The organism is Microcoleus sp. S13C4, from assembly GCF_036700865.1.
Classification (GTDB): Bacteria; Cyanobacteriota; Cyanobacteriia; order Cyanobacteriales; family Microcoleaceae; genus Microcoleus.
The window spans coordinates 49,958-72,216 of record NZ_JAUBPS010000018.1 but is presented as its reverse complement, the minus strand read 5'-3'; the positions used below and the strand labels follow the sequence as shown (position 1 = coordinate 72,216).

Here is a 22,259-nt window from a genome sequence, read left to right as displayed (position 1 = left end):
ACTCTAGTTTATCAAAAATCGTTTAACAGCTAGCTAATTAAAACTTCCACTCGTGGTTTGGATCGGCGAGAGCAGCCTGCACAGAAGATAAATTAGCCAATTCTTTAAACGGGCTAGACTTCGCAAGTTCTGTAATCGAATGTAATGCTAATCCCAGTTGCTCATTATTACCCGATGCTATTGCTCGATCGACAACATCGAAAAGTTGCTGAAAATTTTTCGATCGTTCATCAAAGGAGCGATCGAGGTACTCCATTAACAAGTCACGTTGAGCTTTAATCTTGGCGAGGCTTTCCTTTTCCCAAGCTTGGATTTCACGGCGCTTTGTCCGCTCTTGTTCAGCGATTTGCTTGTACTCGAAGTAATGTGCAATAAGTTGCTGCAAGGCATCAGCACCGCTAACAAACGCTGCCATTTTGCTCATTGTTAATTTCCTCACAGATTCCGGTATTTTGCTTGAATATTAGCCACGGCCGAATTCAGATTTCCTTGGCTGTCTAACACAGGGGTTTTCATAATTTCTACAAGGCCTTTCACCAGTAGGGCTACCTGTTGAAACTTAGCAGCATCTTGAACTCGATCAAAGGGTTTTGATTTAAGTTCGTTGAGAAGTAGAACAACGTGGCTATCTAACTCAGACACTAATGTACCTAATTCTTTGACTCGCCGTTCGACTTGTCGGATGAAATCTCTAGCCTCTTCTATTTTGGCAACTTCAACGTTAACCTGAGCTTCGTGTTCACGTGCTTTCGTTAAAGCTTCCTCACCTTTACCTGCAATTTGGAAACCGCCAACAGCTAAAGCAGGGCCAAGTGCAATACCTCCGAGTACAGCGCCACCTAGTGCCATGCTGCCACCGCCTAACCACGCCGCCACACCAGACATACCGAGTTGAGAAACAGCTACATTGGTACTAAACAAGCCAAAAAATTGAGGAACTGCAACTGTCCCAAAAGTTTGGGCCACGCCTACTGCTGTAGCACCAGCAGCCGCGCCTGCCCCTGCAGATGAAGTCACACCTTGAAATACTTCCTGATCTTCGAGCGCGACAGTTTTGTATTCTTTTAGCTGCTGAATTGATATGCCTTCTAGTCCAGCTAAAAATTTCATATCACTTTGGGAAGCTTTCTGGCCAATGCGTTCGATGAAAGCCACAAACCGCCCAATAGTACGATGCCTTACACGAATTTGCAGTTGACCGTAAACTTCTGCTAATCTGTTGGCTGCTTCCCAGTCTACTTTTAGATCGCTGACTGCTTTCTCGTGTCGATGTTGGGCTCGTTCTCCTATTTCCTTGGCTTCATTCATTTTGCCCATGCCTTCAGAGCCTTTAACCGATCCATACGCAGCCCCAGCCGCAGCTAAAACGCCCATAATAAACGGAATTACAAAAATCATAAACCACTCCTTTTATTCCCAGTAAATCAATCACCCAAAGACACGTTTAGCTCCCAGTTTTTATCCTCCATCTCTTGATATGAATATGTTAAATCGCCTCGCCTACCGATCTGAATTGTGTAAAACTCTGCTTTTCTTATACCATTCACTTCGATATAAAATTGGCAGTGGTTATCAGATATTATTTTACCTATGCCTAACTCTCCAGTCGCAATAGTTTCTCCTTTATGATCTTTTACTAGCACCTGCCTACCACTTTTAATATCCCCGTAACCTCCTTTTCCATTACAAAACTGACCCACTCCACCGAAGAAGTCATCCTTGAGTGTTAGTGAGCCTTTAATATTGTGATTGAAACCTACAAAAGGTATTCCTTTAAAGGTTAAAGTTACTAAGACAATAACTCCTACTATAATCAAACGTTTTTGACGCTCTGGATTTTCATTAAGATAATGTTTGCCGATGTCTAACAATTCGTTAAATTTTCGTTCTCTAAGCAAATCAATAATCGGAGTCAATAGATCAGTCAAATTTGCAAATTTATCTGTTGATAATTTTTTTGAATCTGAACTAACCTCTGCCTTTAGCTCAAACTCTCGATTCCAAGCGGGAAAATCCTCACCCGCCTGCTGCCCGTAAACCTTCACAGAAGCGATCGCCCCCGCCTTCAAATTCATCAACTCCCTGCGGACAATCCTGATAGAAGCCTCCTCATCAGGAACCCGATCGCCCTCCAGCATCACCTGTAAACAACCATCTTGCAAACTCGCAGTCGCCGTAATCCCCTTGTTTTGCAACGGAAGATTTAACAGACTGGCTATCGCCTCCACATCCCCAAGCTTAGCCCGTTCCTTCAAACTAAGCTGAGTTGACTCCGTATTTTCACTATGACTTTCTCGCCCCTCTGTAACATCCGTAACAGGCAACTTTAGCCCCGCCACTTCAAACTCTTGACTCCACGCCGGCACCTTCGCGCCCGTCTGTCGCCCGTAAAGCTTAACTTTCTCAATCGATGCAGCCCCCAAACCAGCGATCGACTTACTCACCCACGGGGCCAAGACTTGCTGACTAGGCGCTTCTGCCGATTCCAGCATCACCTGTAAACAACCATCCTTAAGGGAAGCTGCGGCGGTGATGCCCTTGGCTTGTAGCTGGCGGTTCAGCAGAAGCGCGATCGCCTTTGCATCTCCCTGTTTCGCGATTTCCAAAATATTCGGTTGTGTCATAACAGGTAGATAACGGTAGCGCTTAGCAAAACGTTTTGTTGTCTTAAGTATAAATTCTTTCCTAAATGCCAAAGCTTGTCAAGCCATATAAAGTCATATTTAGTAGTTTTTTTCCATCCCAACTAGGCCATAAAAAGTCACATTTAGTTGGTTGCTACTGAAAAAGTCATATTTAGTTGGGTTACAATCAGGTCAACCCTTTGCATCTACGTGACCGATGGACGTTGAAGAAGCTTTAGAATTTGTAGACCATCTAGCTTTGACTACTACGGGAAAACATTTAGATAGTCTGCAAAAGTCTATTTTACGTGGTGCTTGGGACAATCAGAAATATAAAGAAATTGCACAGCATCACAACCGTTCAGAGAAATACGTTAAAGAGGTTGGCTTTAAATTATGGAAACTTCTATCAGTTGCATTAGAAGATGAAGAGGTTTGCAAAGCAAATATTAGAGAAAAATTACAAAATTGGCGATTTTCCAATATCTCATGTTTCGGGAAAGACTATATACAAATCGGTAGCGTCTCCGCTGAGACTTTGCACTCTCTAAAAATCTCACAACCTGAACCGCAAGACAAGGAGAGATTTAACGAAAAAACAAGCAATTCCGAACCTGAAGTACATTTAGATTTAGCTGATGCACCAGATCCCAACCTATTCTATAACCGCACATCTGAACTCACCACCCTCGAAAACTGGATTTTAGGCCGCACCCGCCTCATCACCATTTTAGGCTTATCCGGTATTGGCAAAACCGCCCTTACTCTCCAACTAATCTCACAAATTCAACACGAATTCGATTACATCATCTGGCGAAGTCTCCGCAACTCTCCACCCCTGGCATCACTCCAAACCGACTTAATTAAATTCTGTAGGGGCGGTGTCCCCGTGCCCGTTCCCTATCCCGAAGAAAGGGCAACCACGGGGGGATTGCCCCTACTAGAATATTTACGATCGCACCGCTGTCTCATCATCCTCGATGATATCCAAACCATCTTCAGCAGCCAACAACTCGCAGGAAATTACCAACCTGGATATGAAAATTACGGCGCATTCTTCAAACAAATAACCGAATCATCCCACAACAGTTGCTTAATCCTCCTGAGTTGGGAAAAACCCAGAGAAATCGCCGCCTTAGAAGGCGAAAACCGCCCCTGCAAATCTCTGCTACTCAACGGTTTAGGCCCCGAAGCACAAGAAATATTTAGAGAAAAAGGTTTAGCAGAACCGGAGAAATGGTCAGAACTAATCGATCTTTACCGAGGCAATCCCTTATGGTTAAATATAGTTGCTACTTTGATTCAAGACTTATTCGGCGGTAGCGTTTCCGAATTCCTCTCCTATGATACCCTATTCTTAGGAGATTTAGAATCACTCCTGCACCAGCATTTCGATCGCCTAACCGCATCCGAACAACAGGCGATCGAATGGCTAGCAAGTACCCCCGAACCAGCCGACATCTCAAAAATACCAGAAAACCTGCAACTATCACCGCCAGAACTCTTGAAAGTCATACAATCTTTAGGACGACGGTCATTAGTTGAAACAGTAAAACAAAACGGGCGATCGCACTTCACGATCGAGCCAGTAATCAGAGAGTATATAACAAACAAAAAATGAAAATCGCCACCTGGAACGTCAACTCAATCCGCACCCGCCTAGAACACGTTACAAGCTGGTTGCAAATAAACTCTCCAGACGTTCTTTGCCTCCAAGAAACCAAAGTTATAGACAAAGACTTCCCCCTAGAACCCTTCATCAACCTCGGCTACAACTGCTACATTTCCGGTCAAAAATCCTACAACGGCGTCGCTATCTTTAGCCGATCGCCCCTAACGCAAATCAGCACCGGATTTGCTCCCATTCTCGGCGACGAAACCGCAGGTATTTTTGACGAACAAAAACGCCTAATAGCCGGGGTTATAGACGATATTCGCATTATTTGCGTATACGTTCCCAACGGTTCCGAAGTTGGCAGCGAGAAATATGAGTACAAGCTAAAGTGGCTCAAACTGCTGCAAGAATACCTCAAAATAGCACTAGCCAAATCGCCCAACTTGTGCATTTGCGGCGACTTCAACATCGTCCCGGACGATCGAGATATCCACAATCCCAAAGCCAATGCTAACTCCGTCGGCCTATCAGTAGCCGAGCGCCTCGCACTCACAGAAATCATAGAATTAGGATTAAACGACCCCTTTCGCAAATTCACCACAGAAGGCGGCCATTATAGCTGGTGGGACTACCGCGCCGCCGCATTTCCACGCAACAACGGCTGGAGAATCGACCACCATTATCTCAGCCCTCCCCTGTACGAAGAAGCAAAAAACTGTACAATAGACATTGCTCCCAGAAAATTAATCAAACCCAGCGACCACGCCCCCGTAATTGTCGAAATTTGATTTATGAGTTATAAATAAAACTAAGGCAAAAGAAACCCGTTTTCTACCATAAATCTTAGGTTTAGCAACGATAAAGTTAAGAAACCAGGTTTCTCGATCCTATGCGTAAGTCCAGATCCAGTTAATAACAACCAACCACTAAAAATCATGTTCTTAGTAACCGGAGCAACAGGCGCACTAGGCCGCCGAATTGTACGAGAAATCAGACAGCAAGAAAAGCCTGTCCGCGCATTCGTTCGCCTCGCATCTCGCTACTCTGAACTAGAAAACCGAGGCGCTGAGATTTTTATCGGCGACTTAAAACAAGACAAAGATATTAAAAAAGCCTGCCAAGGAGTGCAGTACATCATCAGCAGCCACGGCACCGGCGGCGACGTTCAAGCAGTACACTACCGCGCTAACAGAGAATTGATCGACTGCGCCAAAGAAGCAGGAGTGCAGCACTTTGTCTTTCTTTCGGTACTGGGAGTCGATCGAGGATACGAAGATTCCCCAGTATTCAAAGCGAAGCGAGAAGTTGAAAAATACCTGCAAAACAGCGGCTTGAATTATACAATCTTGCGGCCTGCCGGTTTTGCTTCCAGCTTGTTACCCCTAGCAGAAAGATTTCGAGAAACCGGACTTTACCTGCTGATTGGCGACGGCAAAAACCGCACTTCTATTGTCAGTACCGACGACTTAGCAAAGATTGCCACAGACTCGGCAACAGTCGAAGGCGCGCGCAACCAAATTCTGCGAGTCGGTGGCCCGGATGTGCTGACAAGAGACGACATTCCCCGGATTTTTGCACGCATATTCAATCGCGAACCGATGGTAATCAACCCGCCGCTGGTTGTGTTTGACGGTTTGAGAAATGCCTTGGGTTTATTGAATCCTCAAGCTCAAAAAGACTTAGGAACTTTGCGGGTATTGCTGGGTAACGAGTATTTCTGCACTCCCGAAGAAGTGCAAAACTTGGAATCAATCTATGGCCTGAGAATGGAATCCTTAGAAAGCTTTTTGCGGCGCAACTTAAGCGTTTAAAAGACTCGTTGGCGGTTTCGCTTTACCGCAACTGCCAACATTTTAAGCAGACATAGGCACTGCTTCAACACCACCAATATAGCTCGTAACTGCGATCGGCGGAGAAGTGGGCTTAGCAATCAAATAACCTTGGACAAAAGTTGCTCCCCGCTGCCGTACCCACTCTAACTCCTCCAAAGTTTCCACACCTTCAGCAATAGTTTTAATTTCTAATTGAGCGGCAATTTCTAACATCTTTTCAGTAATTAGTGCCTTATAATAATCTTGATGGACGTTGCGAATCAATTCCATATCCAACTTAATAAAATCAGGACGCAGTTGGTGCATCAAATTTAAATTAGAAGAACCGCTGCCAAAATCGTCCAGGGCAATTAAAAATCCCGCTTCTCGGTAAAACCTCAGAATCTTAATCAAGTGATCCATATCAGGAGGGTGCTGAGATTCCCCTACTTCAAAAACAATATTGCTGTGAGGAATTCCCGATTCATCAATAGCCTGTACTGTCCTTCGCAGGCACGTAGCGGGATCGTAAACTGAAGTAGGAGAAAAATTAATAAAAAGTAGTTCTTTGAGCTCGTGCACTTTGGCTTCGTGGATAGCGCGAGTCCGGGCTAAAACATCTAGTTGAAAAATTAGGCCTGCTGATTCTGCTTGGGCAAAAATCCGACCCGGATAAATTAAGTTTCCCTGCTCGTCAATTCCTCGGAGCAGCGCTTCTTGGGCAAAAATTTTGGAAGTATCTGAGGTATAAACAATGGGCTGAAAATGTGTAGTAATGCGTTCTTCGGACAATAAATCTAACAGCCAATCAGAGTTACTCAAATTAATAAAATAGTCTAAGGAAGTGCTGCGATAAAAATCGCTAAGTTTTGGCTGTTCAACTTCGCTCATCCACAAAACTTTTGTCTCTTTCAACTCTTGAGTTGTCAGCACCGATGATGCTAGGGCGTTAAACTTTTCTTTTTCTATTCCCTCAAGCATAATGTACAAACACTTGCTCTCTTCTAACAGCCGGAATTCAAATTCAGCTTTGGTTAGTGCAGAAATAACCTTGGTCAGCGTGTGCGATACTGGAAACCATAGGTATAGACCTCCCCTGCCCTCTATTTTTTCGGGTACTGTTTCGCAGCGAGAGCAGGAGCCGAAGGCTTTGCCACTTTTTTGCATTGGAATATCCTCCGGTTTCTGGGTGACTTTAAAGAACAGTTAGTAATAGACTGTTATTATAACCTCATTCAGCTATTGATACATCTATCTCAAGATGTAAATCTTAAAAAACTTGTATTTAAGAATTATTGCAGTATTTATACTTGCCTCTGGTTTCCAACCTTGGTCAAAGTTCTCAGCATTGAGCAAGTACCTGTGATTAAACACTGTCGCTAATCATCACAGAGGGAGAAGGCAAAGACTTGTTCTCTACTCTCTAATGCTGCTCTGATTGTTTACGTTTTATTCTATAATTCCCTCTGCCAAAACAGTCGCTACAGTTGATTTTTTAGCAAAGGGCAATTAACACGCCCGTGAAGCGCAGCTATCCCGTATGGAATCGCCCCACCGACTAATTTATGCGTACCACAAATCTACACACCCGGACGATCGCCCAAAACAAAGTCACTTGCTGCGGAATATCCAATTTAATTTTATAATCGGGATGACAGGATTTGAACCTGCGACCCCCTCGTCCCGAACGAGGTGCGCTACCAAGCTGCGCTACATCCCGAATTTAGTCAATAGATTTTTAGCTTATCACACTCAAGTTAAAATTGAGCAAGCTCGTATATAATTATTTGTAAAATACTACTCAGGCGGAGACAGACGTGACAGTTAAGCCCCAGTGGTTGCGAGTTAAAGCCCCCCAGTGGGAGCGCGTCGGCAACGTCAAAGAAATTTTGCGGGATTTATCCCTGAATACGGTTTGCGAGGAGGCCTCGTGTCCGAACATCGGCGAATGCTTCAACGCAGGTACTGCGACATTTTTGATTATGGGCCCGGCTTGTACCCGCGCCTGTCCTTACTGCGATATCGATTTTGAGAAAAAGCCCCAACCTTTAGATCCCACAGAACCCCAAAGATTGGCGCAAGCGGTGCAGCGGCTAAAACTCAACCACGTCGTGATTACCTCTGTGAACCGGGACGATTTGCCGGATGGGGGCGCGTCTCAGTTTGTCGAGTGCATTCAAGCAGTGCGATCGGCGATGCCCGATACAACTATAGAAGTTTTGATTCCCGACTTGTGCGGCAACTGGCAGGCTTTAGAAATTATTCTCGCAGCCCGGCCAGAGGTACTCAACCACAATACCGAAACCGTCAAGCGACTTTACCGCAAGGTGCGGCCGCAAGGAAAATACCATCGCACTTTGGAACTATTGCAGCGAAGCCGCGAACTCGCACCTGGGGTGTATACCAAATCCGGCATCATGGTGGGACTCGGAGAAACAGACGCCGAAATTCGGGAGGCGATGCAGGACTTACGGGCTGTCGGCTGCGATATTTTAACAGTTGGACAGTATCTGCAACCGACTCAAAAGCACTTGAATGTAGAAAACTTTGTGCCTCCAGAACAGTTTGATGCTTGGAGAAAGTTTGGCGAATCTTTGGGATTCTTGCAAGTTGTCGCTTCTCCCTTAACTCGCAGTTCCTATCACGCCGAACAGGTGAGGGAACTGATGAAACTTTACCCACGCTAGCAATTTTAATTTGAGTTGACTCGCGCCCGATCGTACCATTCTCACTAAAACCCGCTTAACCCGGTAACAGCGAGGAGAAACCTGCGCTTTCTATGCAAGCCGAGTGCCAAAAAACCCGGTTTCTGATCTTGGTTATTTTCGAGGAGATCACCGGGGAAGCAGCAGCCAACAGCAAAACAATTATCGGTCGATCGCCCCCTCAAAGTCGCGACTTACGCAAAAGACATCCCGAAACCGGGTTTCTTGCTCAAACTTCTAGGTTTTAATCCAGAAATTTGAGCAAGAAACCCGGTTTTTGCGTCAGTCAATAACTCGGTACTGCGGACTATAGCAACTCTGAAGCTCATATGCTGTAATGGATTAAACTTCTGCGCTCACAACAGCGTATTTAATCAAGAGCGCCGAGTTATATAAAGTTTTATTAAAAAAATGGCTAATTTTCCGAAGTGATCGGGAACCAGGTTATTGGTGATGAAGATTAACTTAACTTCTGACTAACGTCACTTGTTTCTAGCCAGTCACTATCTATACTAGCTACATAAACAAAGAAGTACAACACACTTTTCGGGCCTTCAACCTGTTACATCAGAAAGTTCTTAGCGTTTTCCAGAATCTTGGTAAAACAAGTGGGGCAGCAAAAGTTCGATCTCTCCAACAGCAGAAAAGTCAGGAAAGTTAGTAAAGAAACACAAAGCGGTGATGCTTCGTCTTAACCAAGTGGGCATCTTAATTATAAATAACCGCTAAGCGTAGCATCTTTTCACCCGGAGCAACTGAGAAAATCACTATGCCAGCCACCTCTTTTTACGCTGAAGCTGAATTCGACGAACAACTGCGAGTCAATCCCTTGCAAGGTGATGTGTTGGATGAAGATGCTGAAGAAGCTGGAGACGAACTGCTCGACCAAGACCCAGCAGAGACAGAAGATGCAGACCCAGCAGCAAAATTGCAAAAAAATGCCAGCCGCCGCACTACAGATTTAGTGCGCCTGTACCTCCAAGAAATAGGTCGGGTTCGTCTCTTGGGTAGAGACGAAGAAGTCTCGGAAGCTCAAAAAGTTCAGCGCTATATCAAATTGCTGGAATTACGCAACACCGTCGCATCCCAGGAAGATGGGCTAATTGCGCGCTTCGTGCATTTAATTGAGGTGCGCGATCGCTTGTCCGCACAGTTGGGACACAAACCTTCCTTGGAACGCTGGGCCTTAACTGCCGGTGTCGGTGACGTGCCGGAACTCAAGCGAATTATGTCCGAAGGCAAGCGCCACTGGGCCGAGTTAGCCGAGATGACCGTCGAGACGATCGAAAAAATTCAAGCTGAAGGCGTCGAAGCTAAAGACCACATGATTAAGGCGAACCTGCGCCTGGTGGTTTCGGTGGCGAAAAAATATCAAAATCGCGGTTTAGAATTACTCGACTTAATACAAGAAGGTACTCTCGGACTGGAGCGAGCTGTAGAAAAGTTTGATCCGACGCGGGGCTATCGGTTTAGCACCTATGCCTACTGGTGGATTCGGCAGGGAATTACGCGGGCTATCGCCACTCAAAGCCGCACTATTCGCCTCCCCGTCCACATCACCGAAAAACTTAACAAAATCAAAAAAGCCCAGCGCAAAATTTCTCAAGAAAAAGGTCGGACAGCTACGATCGAAGATATCGCCGTCGAGTTGGACATGACGGCCTCCCAAGTCCGAGAAGTTTTGCTGCGAGTCCCCCGTTCTGTTTCTCTCGAAACTAAAGTAGGCAACGAAAAAGATACAGAGTTGGGCGACTTGCTCGAAACCGACAGCATCTCCCCAGAAGAAATGCTGATGCGAGAAGCTCTGCACCGGGACTTACAGCAACTGCTGGCAGATTTGACCAGCCGGGAGCGAGATGTAATTTTGATGCGCTTTGGTTTGGGCGACGGACACCCCTATTCGCTGGCAGAAATCGGTCGCGCGCTCGACTTGTCCCGCGAGCGAGTCCGCCAAATTGAAGCCAAAGCTTTGCAAAAACTCCGCCAACCCAAGCGTCGCAACCGCGTGCGCGACTATCTGGAGTCTCTGACTTAAATTGGGCCGGTCAGTCAGCGCGATTAATCAGGGAGCAAGGCATTTGGCACTTGTGCAGAAGGCATGAGGCATGAGGCAGAAGTAACAATATTTACTTCTAAACAACTTCTCTGTCCTCTGCAGCAAGTCAATCGATTTTAGATTTTAGATTTTAGATTTTAGATTAAAGAATTGAAGCATTGGCCCCACGCATAAATTCGGGGGGCAAGTTTCATCGGATACAGGTTTTTTATTTCTGGACGGATGAATCCGGGGGCTTGTATCCTGGATGCTTTCAGTCATAAAGCTTGTTAAAAGTCAAAAAATATCAAAAACCAAATTTTTTCCTCAATCTTTTTTCAATAAGCAGCGATATTTGCAAAATATCTCGATCGTTGTGTATTATTGTCAATAGGCAGACTTTCTTGAGAGGGTCACAATGGCACTTTACACCGCGTCTTCATTCAAATCCGAACTCAATGACAAAGGCTGGCGGATGACTCCCCAACGGGAAACCATCTTGCACGTTTTTCAGAACCTCCCCAAAGGCAATCACCTGAGCGCCGAGGATTTGTACACTTTGTTAAAAAATCGCGGAGAAAACATTAGCTTGTCCACCATTTACCGAACTTTAAAGTTAATGGCAAGGATGAGCCTGCTCCGAGAACTCGAACTAGCCGAAGGTCACAAACACTATGAAATAAACCAGCCTTACCCGCATCACCACCACCACCTAGTCTGCGTTCAGTGCAACAGAACGATCGAATTTAACAACGATTCGATTTTGAAAATGGGCATGAAGCAAGCTGAAAAGTCTGGGTTGCACCTGCTAGACTGCCAGTTAACCATTCATACGGTGTGCCACGAAGCTTTGCGGATGGGATGGCCGTCTTTGGTTTCCAGCAATTGGTCTTGTCCGAGGTCGATCGCCCAGAACGGCAGCAGCGCCCCGGATTCAATCGAGTGAACATAGCCTATTTTCGCATTTCAAGTACGGATTGTTACAAGTTTTAACAAAAATTGGTAGCCCAAGTGCGCTCACAGTTACGCGGAAACCGGGTTTCTTCAGAAAAATACATCATTTCAGGAATGAGTCGGAAACGAGAAACCCGATTTCTTTGATGTAGTGTCCGTAAGCCTGGAGCTAAAAAGTTTGGCTCAACAAATCGTCGCTGCTGACCCCGTAACTGCGCTGAGCTCGATCGAGGGCATCTCTCGTCGGAGTATCAAAAACTCCGCTGATCGAGCCTGTGTAAAAGCCGAGGTCTTGCAGCCGCCTTTGTAATTGCTGAATGCTCGATCGAGAGTTGAAACTGCTGCTAATTGGAACAGCAGGAACAGCTACCCGACCAGCTAATCCGTTTTGGAGTTCCGCCAAAGTTGCGGGAGTGGCAATACCCGTAGCCGGTGACAAATTGCGTTCCTGCTGAAACGACAGCACCGCAAACTCGGTCTCGGCTCCAAATACTCCGTTCACCGGGCCGGGGTTTTTGCCCAGACTTCTGAGCGCAGACTGAAGTTGTCGGACAGCAGGCCCAGTATCGCCCCGTCGCAGACCAGTGGCGATTGGCTGCACAGGCGCTGCTGCCTGCCTGTTGCCTTGTCGCAAAGCCGATCGAGTGCTGCGATCGACTCTGCCAGTCCCGAACAGCCCGCTATCTCTCTGAAACCGGATCAAAGCTGCTTGAGTTGGTCGATCGAACCAACCGTGAATCTGGCTCCTGTAATAACCCAATTCTTGCAGCCGCCGCTGCACAAATTCTACTTGTCGGCCTCTGTCGCCCAACTCTAGAAAATCTCCGGCATTACTCTGTTGGTCATCTTCCTTAGTCCATGAGGTAATTTCAGCTTGCCTCATCTGGGCATCGATAGCAGTCAAAGTAGCAGTGTCAGCGCAGCCGTCAGAAACCAGATTGTAATCTTGCTGAAAACGAGTCACAGCGTAGAGAGTGCGTTCCCGAAACTTACCGTCAACGCCGCCTTCAAAATAGCCTAAAGCTTTTAATTGCCGCTGGATCAAGTCTACCGTCGCCCCTGTGTCCCCGAAGCGCAGCCCCCTGCAACCGCCATTTCCCGAAATATCCCCCGGAAGCGTAACGGGGGGAACCGGCCGGGTGGAACCAAACAGCAAAGCTAAAGTTTGCCTATCGGCAACTCCTGTCACCCGCAGTCGATTAATTCGCTGGAAGTATCTAACGGCATTTTGAGTAACTTCGCCAAAACTCCCTGTAGGATGCGCGCTGAAGTAGCCTAGCTGCTTCAACCTGCGCTGGAGAGCCGAAACATCTGCACCGGCGTCTCCAAAATCCAGTTCCCGATAATTGGTATAAATAGTTTTAAAAGGTCGATCGTCCCCAGCCAAACTGTTGAGTGCTATCACAGTAGCTCGATCGGGTCTACCAGTCAGCGATAGTTGATAGTCTCGCTGAAAGTTAGTCAGAGCTTGTTGAGTAACCGGGCCGAGTTGACCTGTCGAAGATCTGGGAAAATAGCCGAGTTCCCGCAACCTGTCTTGAACAGAGCGCAAATTTGGATATCCCGGATCTATTTGAGCAAAAGCCGAACCGGCTGCACTCAAAACCGACAGCATCAAAGCCAGAGACAGCAAACGGACGTAAGTCTGACTCGATAGGTTTTGCCACTTGGGCTCATCAAAAATTTTCGACTCTGCGGGTGCTTCGCAAACAAGAGCAAGTTCGAGGTAAGCAAGAGATTCCATAATTTTTTAGTGTGAAATTGTGGGTGGGTTGTGTGAGCAAACTGCCCAAAATGATTTTTGGCACGCTTGGCTTGGATTCTATCAACGCTAAGTTCTACCTGGAAAGCGCGAAGCACCCGTTTTTATAAAAAATTTACCGTCAAAAATAATTACAGGTAACAACCAAGATAGCATCGCTGCTTCTAGAGAGGCGAGACTCAGCAAAAAAGTTTGCAGGCACATCTTAGTCTTTGAGACCGAAAGAGAATAAGTTCTGGGGTAGTGCTGGCTAATATTTTATCTGGCTGCCGCAGAAATTACCACAAGACTTGCGCGCAGGCTGTCATCACCTTAATTTGTTGTCGGGTAAAGAGCCGGAAATCACAGGTTTTTTGTTAAGAAACGCGGCTTCTTCATGTGGCGAGTGCGTCTAGGAAAGTACCGCTGATTAACCAAAAAACTAGCCACTAAAAATCCCCACTTTTGCTAGCTGCAAATAGGGCGGGGATTTTTTGATAAGTTGACTTTGTATTAAAAAATCGACGATCGCTTAAATTAAGCCGAACCGATCGCAAATTACAGCTACTCCCGCTGCAAAAACAGTAATTGCGATACCTACCAGCGGATTTTGCCCTCTGCTCACCGCAAAAGAGGTAACGACCCCAGCTCCCAAAGCGGCAGTAACAGCAGCAGTCGCCAAATCTCGATCGGGACGTTTGTCGTACATATTTTTTATTGTTGGTAGCTGAAGAGCTGAAAACTTACATCTTGTAATCCAAGCTACCACTCTTGCCTGTTCGGCGGTGACAACAGCCTGCGTTATGCAACTAACCTTAAAATGTTGCTAATTTTCTTAACATACTCTCCTGAATAACATAAGTTAATACTATGTATTTTTGGGTTTTTCTGTTGAGTTTTAGCTCTTGAAACCTTTGGTGCGCTGGGCTTTTATGTAAAATTCAGGATTTAGCAGGGGCGATCGCACCTACAGTCTGAGACGCTGAGACTGCAATTCCCAATATCGTAAATAAATTTAGCTTGACTTTTATAAGCAACTGTGATATAAGCTTTGTGAATCAGGAGATTAATATTAGACTTATTGCATAAATCTTCGCTCAATCGGGAAACCGCAGCTCGAAGTAGATAAACGCAGGTAAACGCAGATAATTTCCAGAGATGAGAGCGAATGAATGCAATTGGAGTCTAGTTCAACGATCGGGACTCTGCGTCCTCACTACAAACCGATAATGGTTATTTTACAGGACCCGATCTGAGCCTTAAGTCCTATTCGCCCTCAACTTTTTCAGTATTGCCGCCTTTGACCCAACCTTCGCGATTGCCATCCTCAACCCGAATTCGCTGCCACTCTTTGTCCGGCGACTCTTCCAAAACCACGACTTTTTCCTTATAACCAACACCACCAATGCGGTTCGAGTCTCGGTTGCCACTATCCCGCAGAATTAAGCCGATCGGCTGAGTCACCTGAGCTCGGTAAGCTCCCGGTTCCAGCGGTTTCGGAGACGGGGCATCGCTAGATGTAGAAACAGGGGTAGCCTCGGCTGTTGACTTCGGCTCAGCGCCTGCAATCTGAACAGATGGTTTGTCGTTGGGAAAAACAGGTCTTTCGGGCACAGTCGTTAGCTTAGCGGCAAAGTAAAGTGCAGCCGCCACGCTAGCACCTGCCATCAGGACGATCGCGAGCAGAAAACCCACTAAAAATTTGAAAACGCTATATACACTGTTCATAAAACCGCAAATGAAGGAAGAAGGAAGAAGGAAGAAGGAAGAAGGAAGAGGAAGAAGGAAGAAGGAAGAAGGAAGAAGGAAGAAGGAAGAAGGAAGAAGGAAGAAGGGAGAAGGGAGAGGGAAAAAAGTTGACTGTTGAGAGTTGACTGCTGAATGTTGAATAAAATCTGGTAACTGCCAACTGACAACTGGCTACTAACTACTGACTACTGACTTCAAAAGCTTACCCCTGAATCCGGCGGCTCAAACTGCCGTATCTAGAAGCAAGGCGAGCTTTCCCAGCAGCGGCCCAATCTTGGAGAAACTGGATTTGTTCTTGAGCCGTTCTTGCTAAGGGCACCATCTGACTAGCTGATTCTAAAATATCATCTGTGGTAAAGTCTCGATTTTGGCTAAACCCAATGTGCATTGCTTCAATCAAAGTTTGCTCGATTTCGGCTCCTGAAAAATCGGGAGTTTCGTAAGCTAAGCGCTCTACATCGTAATTTTTGATGCTGTGCGATCGCAACCGCAACAAATGTACCTCAAAAATCGCCCGCCGTTCCTCCTGGCTTGGCAAACCCACAAAAAATATTTCGTCAAACCTGCCTTTTCTCAGCATTTCTGGCGGCAAAGACTGGATGTTGTTGGCTGTTGCTACGACAAAAACAGGCGAACTTTTTTCGGCCAACCAAGTAATAAAAGTCCCGAACACCCGGCTGGTTGTCCCGGAATCCCCTTTACCGTCTAATCCTGCAAAAGCTTTGTCAATCTCGTCAATCCACAGCACGCAGGGGGCCAAAGCTTCCGCTAGCTGAATCATTTGTCTGGTGCGGGATTCAGATTCTCCTACTAATCCGGCAAACAAACGCCCGACATCCAACCGCAGCAAAGGCAAATGCCAGTGGTGGGCGATCGCCTTTGCTGTTAAGGATTTTCCGGTTCCTTGAATTCCAACTAACAACAAACCTCTGGGATGCGGCAAACCGTATTGGCGAGCTCGATCGGAAAAAGCACCGCCGCGCCGCAGCAGCCATTCTTTGAGATTGTCCAAACCGCCGATATCGGAGATATTTTCGCGGGCTGGGTAAAAATCCAGAATTTGAGTTTGGCGAATTGTTTGGCGCTTTTCTTCTAAAATCAGTTCCGCGTCGTCGGGATGGAGTTCGCCTCTGGTGGCGATCGCCTTTGCCAAAACTCGGCGAATTCGTTCGATAGACAGACCTTGACAGGAGCGCACCATTTCGTCCAGCAAACGCCCTTCAATGGCTTGTCCGGTAGCCCCTAACAGCCTTTCTACCTCAATTTTGATTTCCGCCGCCGCAGGCAGGGGAAATTCCAAAACAGTTATCACTTCGCTGAGGTCTTCTGGGATCGAAATTAGAGGAGATACGATGACAATATTTTTGGGTACAGATTTGAGGAGTCTCGCCAAATTCCGCAGCTTGCGGGAAATCGAGACATCTTCCAAAAACCGCTGAAAGTCGCGCAAAATAAAGATTGCCGGGGCGGTGGCGGGTAATTTTTCGAGAAATTCCAAGGCTTGCAGCGGGTTGCGCTTGCCAAAACCAACATCGTTGGGATTGCCTTGGTAGCCATCAACAAAATCCCAGATGTAGACGGCGCGAGAACCTTGTTTTTTGGCACATTGGGCGATCGCCGCTTCTACGCGCTCTTCCTCCCGTGTCGGAATGTAAATTAGGGGGTAGCGCGATCGCAGCAGTAATTCAAACTCGTCGCTAAAAATAGTCATTAGTCAGTTGTCAGTGGTTAGTTGTTAGTTGTTAGTTGTTAGTTGTTAGTTGTCAGTGGTTATTTCTTATTTGTTATTTCTTATTTGTTATTAGCTAATGCCAACTGCCAACTGCCAACTGCCAACTGCCAACTGACTAAGGCAATTGCCGTTTAAGTGCTTCCAGAGACGCCCAGCGACTGTCTGAGACTGTTTCTGAGCTTTCTGTATTTGCATCATCAGTTAAAGAAATTCCCGGACATTCAGTATCGCATATCTGTTTATGCGGCAGTTCCAAGCACATTTGCTCGTATACCCAATCGCCCGGAGAGAAATAGCCACCCGGGGACAAATTTTCCACCAAATCTTCTAAAGCCACTTCTATTTCTGCTGAACTTGAATCTGTTGGATTTGCTGTTTCTTCGAGCCAGATTAGTTCCGATGAGTTTAGGATCAAACGATGATTGTATTGTTTCAAGCATCTGTGGCAGGTGAGAGTAACTATTGTTTCTGCTTTCGCCTTCACCTCAAGATAATTCCCTTGGTGAGTCACTTGCAGTCGTCCTCGCACCGGAGTAAGAGTTTCTAAATCGGGGATAAATTCTTCAAAATCAATGACCTCTTTCCGCTCTGTTTTTGTGAGTAGATGAGGGATATAAATTGTCTCCATAATCTTTCGCCTTCCTACTTCTTGAATTCAAAGGTCAAAAGGAATAGTTAATTTTTTAACTTCTTCCTTCTTCCTTCTTCCTTCTTCCTTCTTTAGCGTCAGCGCAGCCGCACTACCAAACGCCGATCGGGTTCTTGTCCTTGACTGTAAGTTTCTATGTCCTCACATTCGCTCAAAAAGCTGTGGACTTGACGGCGTTCTGCAGAAGACAGCGATTTGAGTTCAAATTCAACTCCCGTCGATCGGGCTTGGTCTGCTGCGTACTCTGCCATCGAGCGCAATTCCTCTTGACGGCGGATACGATAGCCATTTAGTTCAATAGTATAAGGAATTGACTCCTCTACTTCCTGACCTATATTCTGAACCGTGTTGCAGAGGTATTGAATGGCATCTATTACATTACCGTTTGGCCCGACTAAGATTGCCACTTGTTCTCTAGTCAGATTGCTTTCATCTATTGTCATCCAATAGCAATCTTCTTGTTGTTCGCATACCACTTTTGAAGGAATTGCGGACAGTTGTAGCAATTCTTCTAACCATGCCTGTCCGCGCTGCATTTGAGAGTCTTTCATTGTTGTTAAAATCAAGCCTTTTTCTTAGAACGCTTGGGCTCAAAGGGAAGTGCATCTAATCCTTGTTCTTTTTGGGTTTTCGCCTCTGCTTCGTCCACTATTTTTTGGAGGTTTTCGGGCAGCGGTTCTCGCGACAAAATAAACGATTGAACTGTTTGGAAGATGTTAGCAATCAGCATATACATCAACACGCCGGCGGGCAGGGGGAAGAACAAAAACATCCCTGAAAATATGACTGGCGTCAGTTTGTTGACTGTAGCCTGTTGGGGGTTGTCGTTTGGCCCTTGTGCTTGTCCTGAAAGGGTTTGGTTGATATACAAACTGATGCCGAAGCCCAGGATCATTACCAAAATATCCCAGTGGATTGTACCGTCTGAGTCGATCGCGCCAACGCGGCCTAGAGCTTCAATAAACAGGAATCCTTTGTTAGTAGCCAATCCGGGGATTGTGCCTTGAACTGTGGCTTCACCGGGCGCTAAGGCCGTGATGTTGCCCTGTTCATCTACCTTGACCAGTTCTTCGCCTTTGATGACTTTCCACCGGGGTTCAAAGTCGATTTCGCTCTTATTTTCTGCAGCTAGCGCTGTGAGAGGTTTGCCCTCTGGGGTTTGAAAATTAATCTTGGTTGTGTCGCCGACTGCGAGTTTGTCGCCGCCTGGAATTATGCCCACAACAGGAGCATGAAAAGTACCTGTGACGTAAATATTTTGTGGCGGTGTAGCAAAAGCTTGCGGTTGAACAGTTTCGATTTGTTCTTTCGGCAAAACTTGAACGTTGACGCTGTAATTTATGTCCGAAAACGGCGAACCCCGTAGCGTTGCAAACAGTGCAAACAGCACTGGCATTTGCAGAACCAACGGGAAGCATCCTGCTAGAGGATTACCAAATTCTTTGTATACTTTGCTCATTTCCTCCTGCTGTTTTGCAGGATTTTCTTTATAAAGTTTTTGAATTTGATCTACTCGCTCTTTCATCAACGGCTGCGCTACTTTCATGCGCCGCATATTGCGAAGAGAGCCTGCATTGAGAGGATAAAGAGCAAAGCGAATCACGAGCGTCAGAGCTACGATCGCTAAACCGTAGCTTGGCACGATCCCGTAGAAAAAATCTAGGATCGGGAGCATGAGGTTGTTGGAGAGAAACGAGATACCGAAATCCATTCGCTTTGAGTTAATTTAGGTGCTCTATGTTTGCTGTTGAGAACTATTTTTACCCGCTGAAGGCGAGCCGCCTCAATTTTTAGGGTTTTGTCTCTATCTTAGGACATTGCCCGTCGATCGACTGCCCGGTATGCGGGTTTGTTGTAATGAGTTTGCCAATACTCGCACTTACTTTACCCTGATTTGAGGGCGAAGCGGTTGGCTTATTTAGCTTCGGCCGCGTTTGCTTTTTGAGCGGCTACGGGCAGTTTTTCGTTAATGTAGTCATACAGGGCTCGAAATTTCGGCATAGCTCTTAGTTCCAAGCGGCTGCCATTTTTCATGGTGAGTACCATGTCTCCGTAACTCCCGAAACCACGAGGTACTGTGACGATTTTGACTATATCTGAGTAGATAACGTCTGTCTGATCGCCCCCCATCCAACCGCTAGTTACGGACACTCGGCGGCTCGTGATCCGATACCGCAGCCACAGAGCCCGGACAATTGCTCCTACTGCTAGGGGGATTCCCACCACAGTCAGCCCCAGGAGTAAGTTGATAATCAAGTCTCCCGGCGCGGGGCCGCCTTCATAATATACTTCCTCTCGAATTCCCATCTAGTACCTCGGCTTCTACCAACAACTGCTCTAATTCTTGCAGAATTTCTGCATAATTGCACTCTTGTGCGATCGGACGCACGACAATTACTAAATCCCACCCGAATTTTAATCGGGGCAATAGGTGTCGCAAAGCTGCCCGAATCTGACGCTTAATCCGGTTGCGGACTACAGCGCGTTTGCTAACCTTCAGGCTGATGGAAATACCTGTGCGAGTGGGCTGCAAGGATTTTTCGGCTGTCGGTTTGCTTACTTCGACGCTTTTGGGTTTACGCAGAGCTCTTAAGCTGAAATGGGCCGAGTTACGGCGCATTCCCTTGCGGTATACGGCGCTGAAGTCTTTTCGGTGCTTAAGTCGGTTTGTCTCGGGCAACATGGCGTAGGGCGATCGTTGAGGTCTCTCTACCTTGATGCAGTGCTAAACTGCAAGGCGGTGGCGACCTTTGCTGCGGCGAGCTTTAATTACCAATCGACCGGTTGCGGTACGCATTCTGGCGCGAAAACCGGATGTTCTTTTTCTTTTGCGGCTGGTTCCGTGCAGGGTTTGCTGTGTCATTTTGATTTCTCCCGGCTTGTTACTTTACTTTTGATTAATATTCACAATCTTCTAGTTTACCATAGAGTGGTTTTCTTGGCAATAATATTTTTATGGGTTGATATGTAATGAGAGTAAGAGTGAAGTTGCGATCGCAGCCTTGAATGATTGGTAAAGGCTAGAACCCAGACTTCTTTTACGTGCTGCGGGGTTATGAACAGCTAACATCTATTGAAAGCATTGCCAAAAGAATTGGATGTTTAAAAAACAATCATGAAATTGAGGTGAAGTAAACAGCTAAGTGCCTTTGCTGAACAAAGTTCGATCGCCCTTCGTGCAAAAGAAAGAAAACAGAACAACCGCACGACACGGATAGCACGCATACACGGATGATATTGCAAGGGCGATCGGTTGCGGTGTTTTTTAGCAAGATAATATGGATGTAGTTTTTGGAGGGTTAGAGATATGACTTCACAACCTAATGGAAAAGTGACTATCGTCCGCACAGAAAGGGGGCTGACGATCGCGGGGACACGCATCACCCTTTATGATGTAATAGATCATCTCAAAGCCCAGTATCCCCCTAAATTCATTCGTGATGTATTTAACCTTACAGATGAGCAGCTGCGCGCTGCCATTTCCTACATTGAAGCGCACCAGACAGATGTAGAAGCCCAGGATCAAGAAATTTTGAAATCAGCCGAAGAAACTCGGCAGTATTGGGAAGAGCGCAACCACGTGAAGTGCTAATTCGCCGGAACTATTGAGTAAGCTAATGGCAATAGTTACCTACGGGTCAAACGCTCCATCCAACACTAACTATATTAGTCCGCTGCCTCCTATTCTGATGCTGTCTGGGGCAAAGGATTCAGTGGTTCCTCAATAACTTTCGCGCTCGGCATTTCAAAGGATACCAGCACCAGCAAAAACTTTCATTGAGTTGACTGGGTTCAACCACTACAGCATCAATGATTCTCAACAACCCAGTGGAGCACCGCCAGAGGAAAACAAAGCCGATTTTTCAAATCAAGACTCAATAAGGTCGATCGCTTGTATCTTGAAATCCTTCGTGCAAAATGTTAAATCCCAACAGGAAAACTGGCTGAGTTACTTGGATAGCGATATTGTTAGTGCGATCGGATACACTGCATCAAGTTGCAAGGGTTAAACCTGTAGGAGTGTTAGTAGAGTAGTTAATCATAGACAAAAAAATCAGACCCCCGTTGGTGGGCCGAACTTGATTAAGAAAAGGAGATTCTGAATGTCCCAACGGCAACAACAATTGCTCGACACCATCGCTCGCGCGTTCCGTGGCGTCGAACTCGGTGACGGAGTCAGCCTCCACGAGACAACGCTCATCGACCTCTACGAAGGTCCCTCAGCGCGACAGGAGGCGAGATTACTGGACGAGAAGCATGACTGGCGCAAGCTGGTCGGCGACCCTGCGTTGGTCCAGCTTCGCTGGGCACTGTCCTTCTACGATGCGACTGGCCTCCGCTTCCATCTGCCGGCGTACCTGTCCCTAGCCGTTACCGACTTCGATTGTGAGGATGCGGGCGATGTGCTGGAGAGTCTGATGTTTCAGCTCACGAACTTATGCGAGTACAACCAGGAGCGGTTCTCGATCCTCGACAGTCCTCAACGGCGATGTGTCAAGGATGTGCTAGTTTATCTCCGCGATGAGTACGAGTACGAGTTGGAGGGTCTGGAACTTGACCAGGCTATTGGGGGTTACTGGAATTCAGAACCGACGGTGGAGAGACCGGCCTAACCAAACGCTAAAAAATCAGAGCCACGCTGCT

At 46.5% G+C, this 22,259-nt stretch carries 23 protein-coding genes, 1 tRNA gene and 1 pseudogene; 10 read left to right on the top strand and 15 right to left on the bottom strand.

The window, feature by feature from the left end:
- Window positions 1-37 precede the first annotated feature (37 nt).
- The 3 genes from QT996_RS10345 to QT996_RS10335 are packed head-to-tail and all read right to left on the bottom strand — an operon-like array spanning window position 38 to window position 2,624.
- On the bottom strand, window positions 38-424 hold the full coding sequence (locus QT996_RS10345) for a hypothetical protein (RefSeq protein WP_333046345.1): 387 nt from the start codon (window positions 422-424) through the stop codon (window positions 38-40).
- 11 nt (window positions 425-435) lie between these two features.
- A complete protein-coding gene (locus QT996_RS10340) occupies window positions 436-1,398 on the bottom strand; it encodes a hypothetical protein (RefSeq protein ID WP_333046343.1) in 963 nt (320 codons plus the stop codon).
- Window positions 1,399-1,424: 26 nt separating this feature from the next.
- Window positions 1,425-2,624 carry a hypothetical protein gene (locus tag QT996_RS10335; protein WP_333046342.1) on the bottom strand — a complete coding sequence of 400 codons (1,200 nt, stop codon included), beginning with the start codon at window positions 2,622-2,624 and terminating at the stop codon, window positions 1,425-1,427.
- A gap of 217 nt (window positions 2,625-2,841) precedes the next feature.
- Between QT996_RS10335 and QT996_RS10330 the strand changes: the two genes are divergently transcribed.
- The 3 genes from QT996_RS10330 (at window position 2,842) to QT996_RS10320 (ending at window position 6,050) form a co-directional block, all read left to right on the top strand.
- A complete protein-coding gene (locus QT996_RS10330) occupies window positions 2,842-4,245 on the top strand; it encodes an NB-ARC domain-containing protein (RefSeq protein ID WP_333046340.1) in 1,404 nt (467 codons plus the stop codon).
- The gene (gene xth / locus QT996_RS10325; RefSeq protein WP_333046339.1) at window positions 4,242-5,027 is read left to right on the top strand and encodes an exodeoxyribonuclease III; all 786 of its coding nucleotides are present in this window, start codon (window positions 4,242-4,244) and stop codon (window positions 5,025-5,027) included. The genes QT996_RS10330 and xth overlap by 4 nt, the downstream gene beginning before the upstream one ends.
- Before the next feature lie 147 nt (window positions 5,028-5,174).
- Window positions 5,175-6,050 (top strand): SDR family oxidoreductase, encoded by an 876-nt coding sequence (locus QT996_RS10320; protein ID WP_333046338.1) that lies wholly within the window; start codon window positions 5,175-5,177, stop codon window positions 6,048-6,050.
- A gap of 42 nt (window positions 6,051-6,092) precedes the next feature.
- On the opposite strand, the gene QT996_RS10315 is transcribed toward QT996_RS10320, so the two are convergent.
- Together QT996_RS10315 and QT996_RS10310 are read right to left on the bottom strand one after the other, a co-directional pair.
- Window positions 6,093-7,217 carry an EAL domain-containing protein gene (locus QT996_RS10315; RefSeq protein WP_333046337.1) on the bottom strand — a complete coding sequence of 375 codons (1,125 nt, stop codon included), beginning with the start codon at window positions 7,215-7,217 and terminating at the stop codon, window positions 6,093-6,095.
- 479 nt (window positions 7,218-7,696) lie between these two features.
- Window positions 7,697-7,770: transfer RNA gene (locus QT996_RS10310), tRNA-Pro, on the bottom strand.
- 91 nt (window positions 7,771-7,861) lie between these two features.
- On the opposite strand from QT996_RS10310, the pseudogene lipA reads away from it, so the two are divergent.
- The 4 genes and pseudogenes from lipA to QT996_RS10290 form a co-directional block, all read left to right on the top strand.
- Window positions 7,862-8,737 (top strand): annotated as a pseudogene (gene lipA, locus QT996_RS10305) (lipoyl synthase); the annotation flags it as partial.
- Window positions 8,738-8,829: 92 nt separating this feature from the next.
- The gene (locus tag QT996_RS10300) at window positions 8,830-9,003 is read left to right on the top strand and encodes a hypothetical protein (RefSeq protein WP_333046335.1); all 174 of its coding nucleotides are present in this window, start codon (window positions 8,830-8,832) and stop codon (window positions 9,001-9,003) included.
- A gap of 521 nt (window positions 9,004-9,524) precedes the next feature.
- Window positions 9,525-10,790, top strand: coding sequence for an RNA polymerase sigma factor SigC (gene sigC / locus QT996_RS10295; protein WP_333046333.1), 1,266 nt, complete (start codon window positions 9,525-9,527; stop codon window positions 10,788-10,790).
- 418 nt (window positions 10,791-11,208) lie between these two features.
- Window positions 11,209-11,736 (top strand): transcriptional repressor, encoded by a 528-nt coding sequence (locus QT996_RS10290; protein WP_333046332.1) that lies wholly within the window; start codon window positions 11,209-11,211, stop codon window positions 11,734-11,736.
- 177 nt (window positions 11,737-11,913) lie between these two features.
- On the opposite strand, the gene QT996_RS10285 is transcribed toward QT996_RS10290, so the two are convergent.
- The 3 genes from QT996_RS10285 to QT996_RS10275 all read right to left on the bottom strand — a co-directional run bounded on the left by QT996_RS10285 (window position 11,914) and on the right by QT996_RS10275 (window position 15,213).
- The gene (locus QT996_RS10285) at window positions 11,914-13,488 is read right to left on the bottom strand and encodes a peptidoglycan-binding protein (protein WP_333046331.1); all 1,575 of its coding nucleotides are present in this window, start codon (window positions 13,486-13,488) and stop codon (window positions 11,914-11,916) included.
- Between the two features lie 529 nt (window positions 13,489-14,017).
- Window positions 14,018-14,194, bottom strand: coding sequence for a hypothetical protein (locus tag QT996_RS10280; RefSeq protein WP_333046329.1), 177 nt, complete (start codon window positions 14,192-14,194; stop codon window positions 14,018-14,020).
- A gap of 557 nt (window positions 14,195-14,751) precedes the next feature.
- Window positions 14,752-15,213: an SH3 domain-containing protein gene (locus QT996_RS10275; protein WP_333046328.1), complete on the bottom strand. Its 462-nt coding sequence runs from the start codon at window positions 15,211-15,213 to the stop codon at window positions 14,752-14,754.
- A gap of 10 nt (window positions 15,214-15,223) precedes the next feature.
- Here QT996_RS10275 and QT996_RS10270 point away from each other — a divergent pair, with 10 nt between their 5' ends.
- Complete coding sequence (locus QT996_RS10270; protein ID WP_333046326.1) at window positions 15,224-15,352, top strand: hypothetical protein; 129 nt, start codon at window positions 15,224-15,226, stop codon at window positions 15,350-15,352.
- An 84-nt stretch (window positions 15,353-15,436) separates the two neighbouring features.
- Here QT996_RS10270 and QT996_RS10265 read toward each other — a convergent pair whose 3' ends face one another.
- The 7 genes from QT996_RS10265 to rpmH all read right to left on the bottom strand — a co-directional run bounded on the left by QT996_RS10265 (window position 15,437) and on the right by rpmH (window position 20,478).
- The gene (locus tag QT996_RS10265) at window positions 15,437-16,945 is read right to left on the bottom strand and encodes an AAA family ATPase (protein ID WP_333046324.1); all 1,509 of its coding nucleotides are present in this window, start codon (window positions 16,943-16,945) and stop codon (window positions 15,437-15,439) included.
- Window positions 16,946-17,081: 136 nt separating this feature from the next.
- The gene (locus QT996_RS10260) at window positions 17,082-17,594 is read right to left on the bottom strand and encodes a YceD family protein (protein WP_333046323.1); all 513 of its coding nucleotides are present in this window, start codon (window positions 17,592-17,594) and stop codon (window positions 17,082-17,084) included.
- 98 nt (window positions 17,595-17,692) lie between these two features.
- Window positions 17,693-18,166 carry a R3H domain-containing nucleic acid-binding protein gene (locus QT996_RS10255; RefSeq protein ID WP_333046321.1) on the bottom strand — a complete coding sequence of 158 codons (474 nt, stop codon included), beginning with the start codon at window positions 18,164-18,166 and terminating at the stop codon, window positions 17,693-17,695.
- 11 nt (window positions 18,167-18,177) lie between these two features.
- A complete protein-coding gene (gene yidC, locus QT996_RS10250) occupies window positions 18,178-19,326 on the bottom strand; it encodes a membrane protein insertase YidC (RefSeq protein WP_333046320.1) in 1,149 nt (382 codons plus the stop codon).
- 203 nt (window positions 19,327-19,529) lie between these two features.
- Window positions 19,530-19,922, bottom strand: a complete 393-nt coding sequence (locus tag QT996_RS10245; protein WP_333046319.1) for a PH domain-containing protein — start codon at window positions 19,920-19,922, stop codon at window positions 19,530-19,532.
- Entirely contained in the window at window positions 19,894-20,298 is a 405-nt protein-coding gene (gene rnpA, locus QT996_RS10240) for a ribonuclease P protein component (RefSeq protein ID WP_333046318.1), read from the bottom strand. Before rnpA ends, QT996_RS10245 begins: the two co-directional genes overlap by 29 nt.
- Before the next feature lie 42 nt (window positions 20,299-20,340).
- Window positions 20,341-20,478: a 50S ribosomal protein L34 gene (gene rpmH / locus QT996_RS10235; protein ID WP_006632320.1), complete on the bottom strand. Its 138-nt coding sequence runs from the start codon at window positions 20,476-20,478 to the stop codon at window positions 20,341-20,343.
- A 444-nt stretch (window positions 20,479-20,922) separates the two neighbouring features.
- Between rpmH and QT996_RS10230 the strand changes: the two genes are divergently transcribed.
- A complete protein-coding gene (locus QT996_RS10230; protein ID WP_333046317.1) occupies window positions 20,923-21,207 on the top strand; it encodes a DUF433 domain-containing protein in 285 nt (94 codons plus the stop codon).
- A gap of 511 nt (window positions 21,208-21,718) precedes the next feature.
- Window positions 21,719-22,228, top strand: a complete 510-nt coding sequence (locus tag QT996_RS10225; protein WP_333046315.1) for a DUF6714 family protein — start codon at window positions 21,719-21,721, stop codon at window positions 22,226-22,228.
- Window positions 22,229-22,259: the final 31 nt, after the last annotated feature.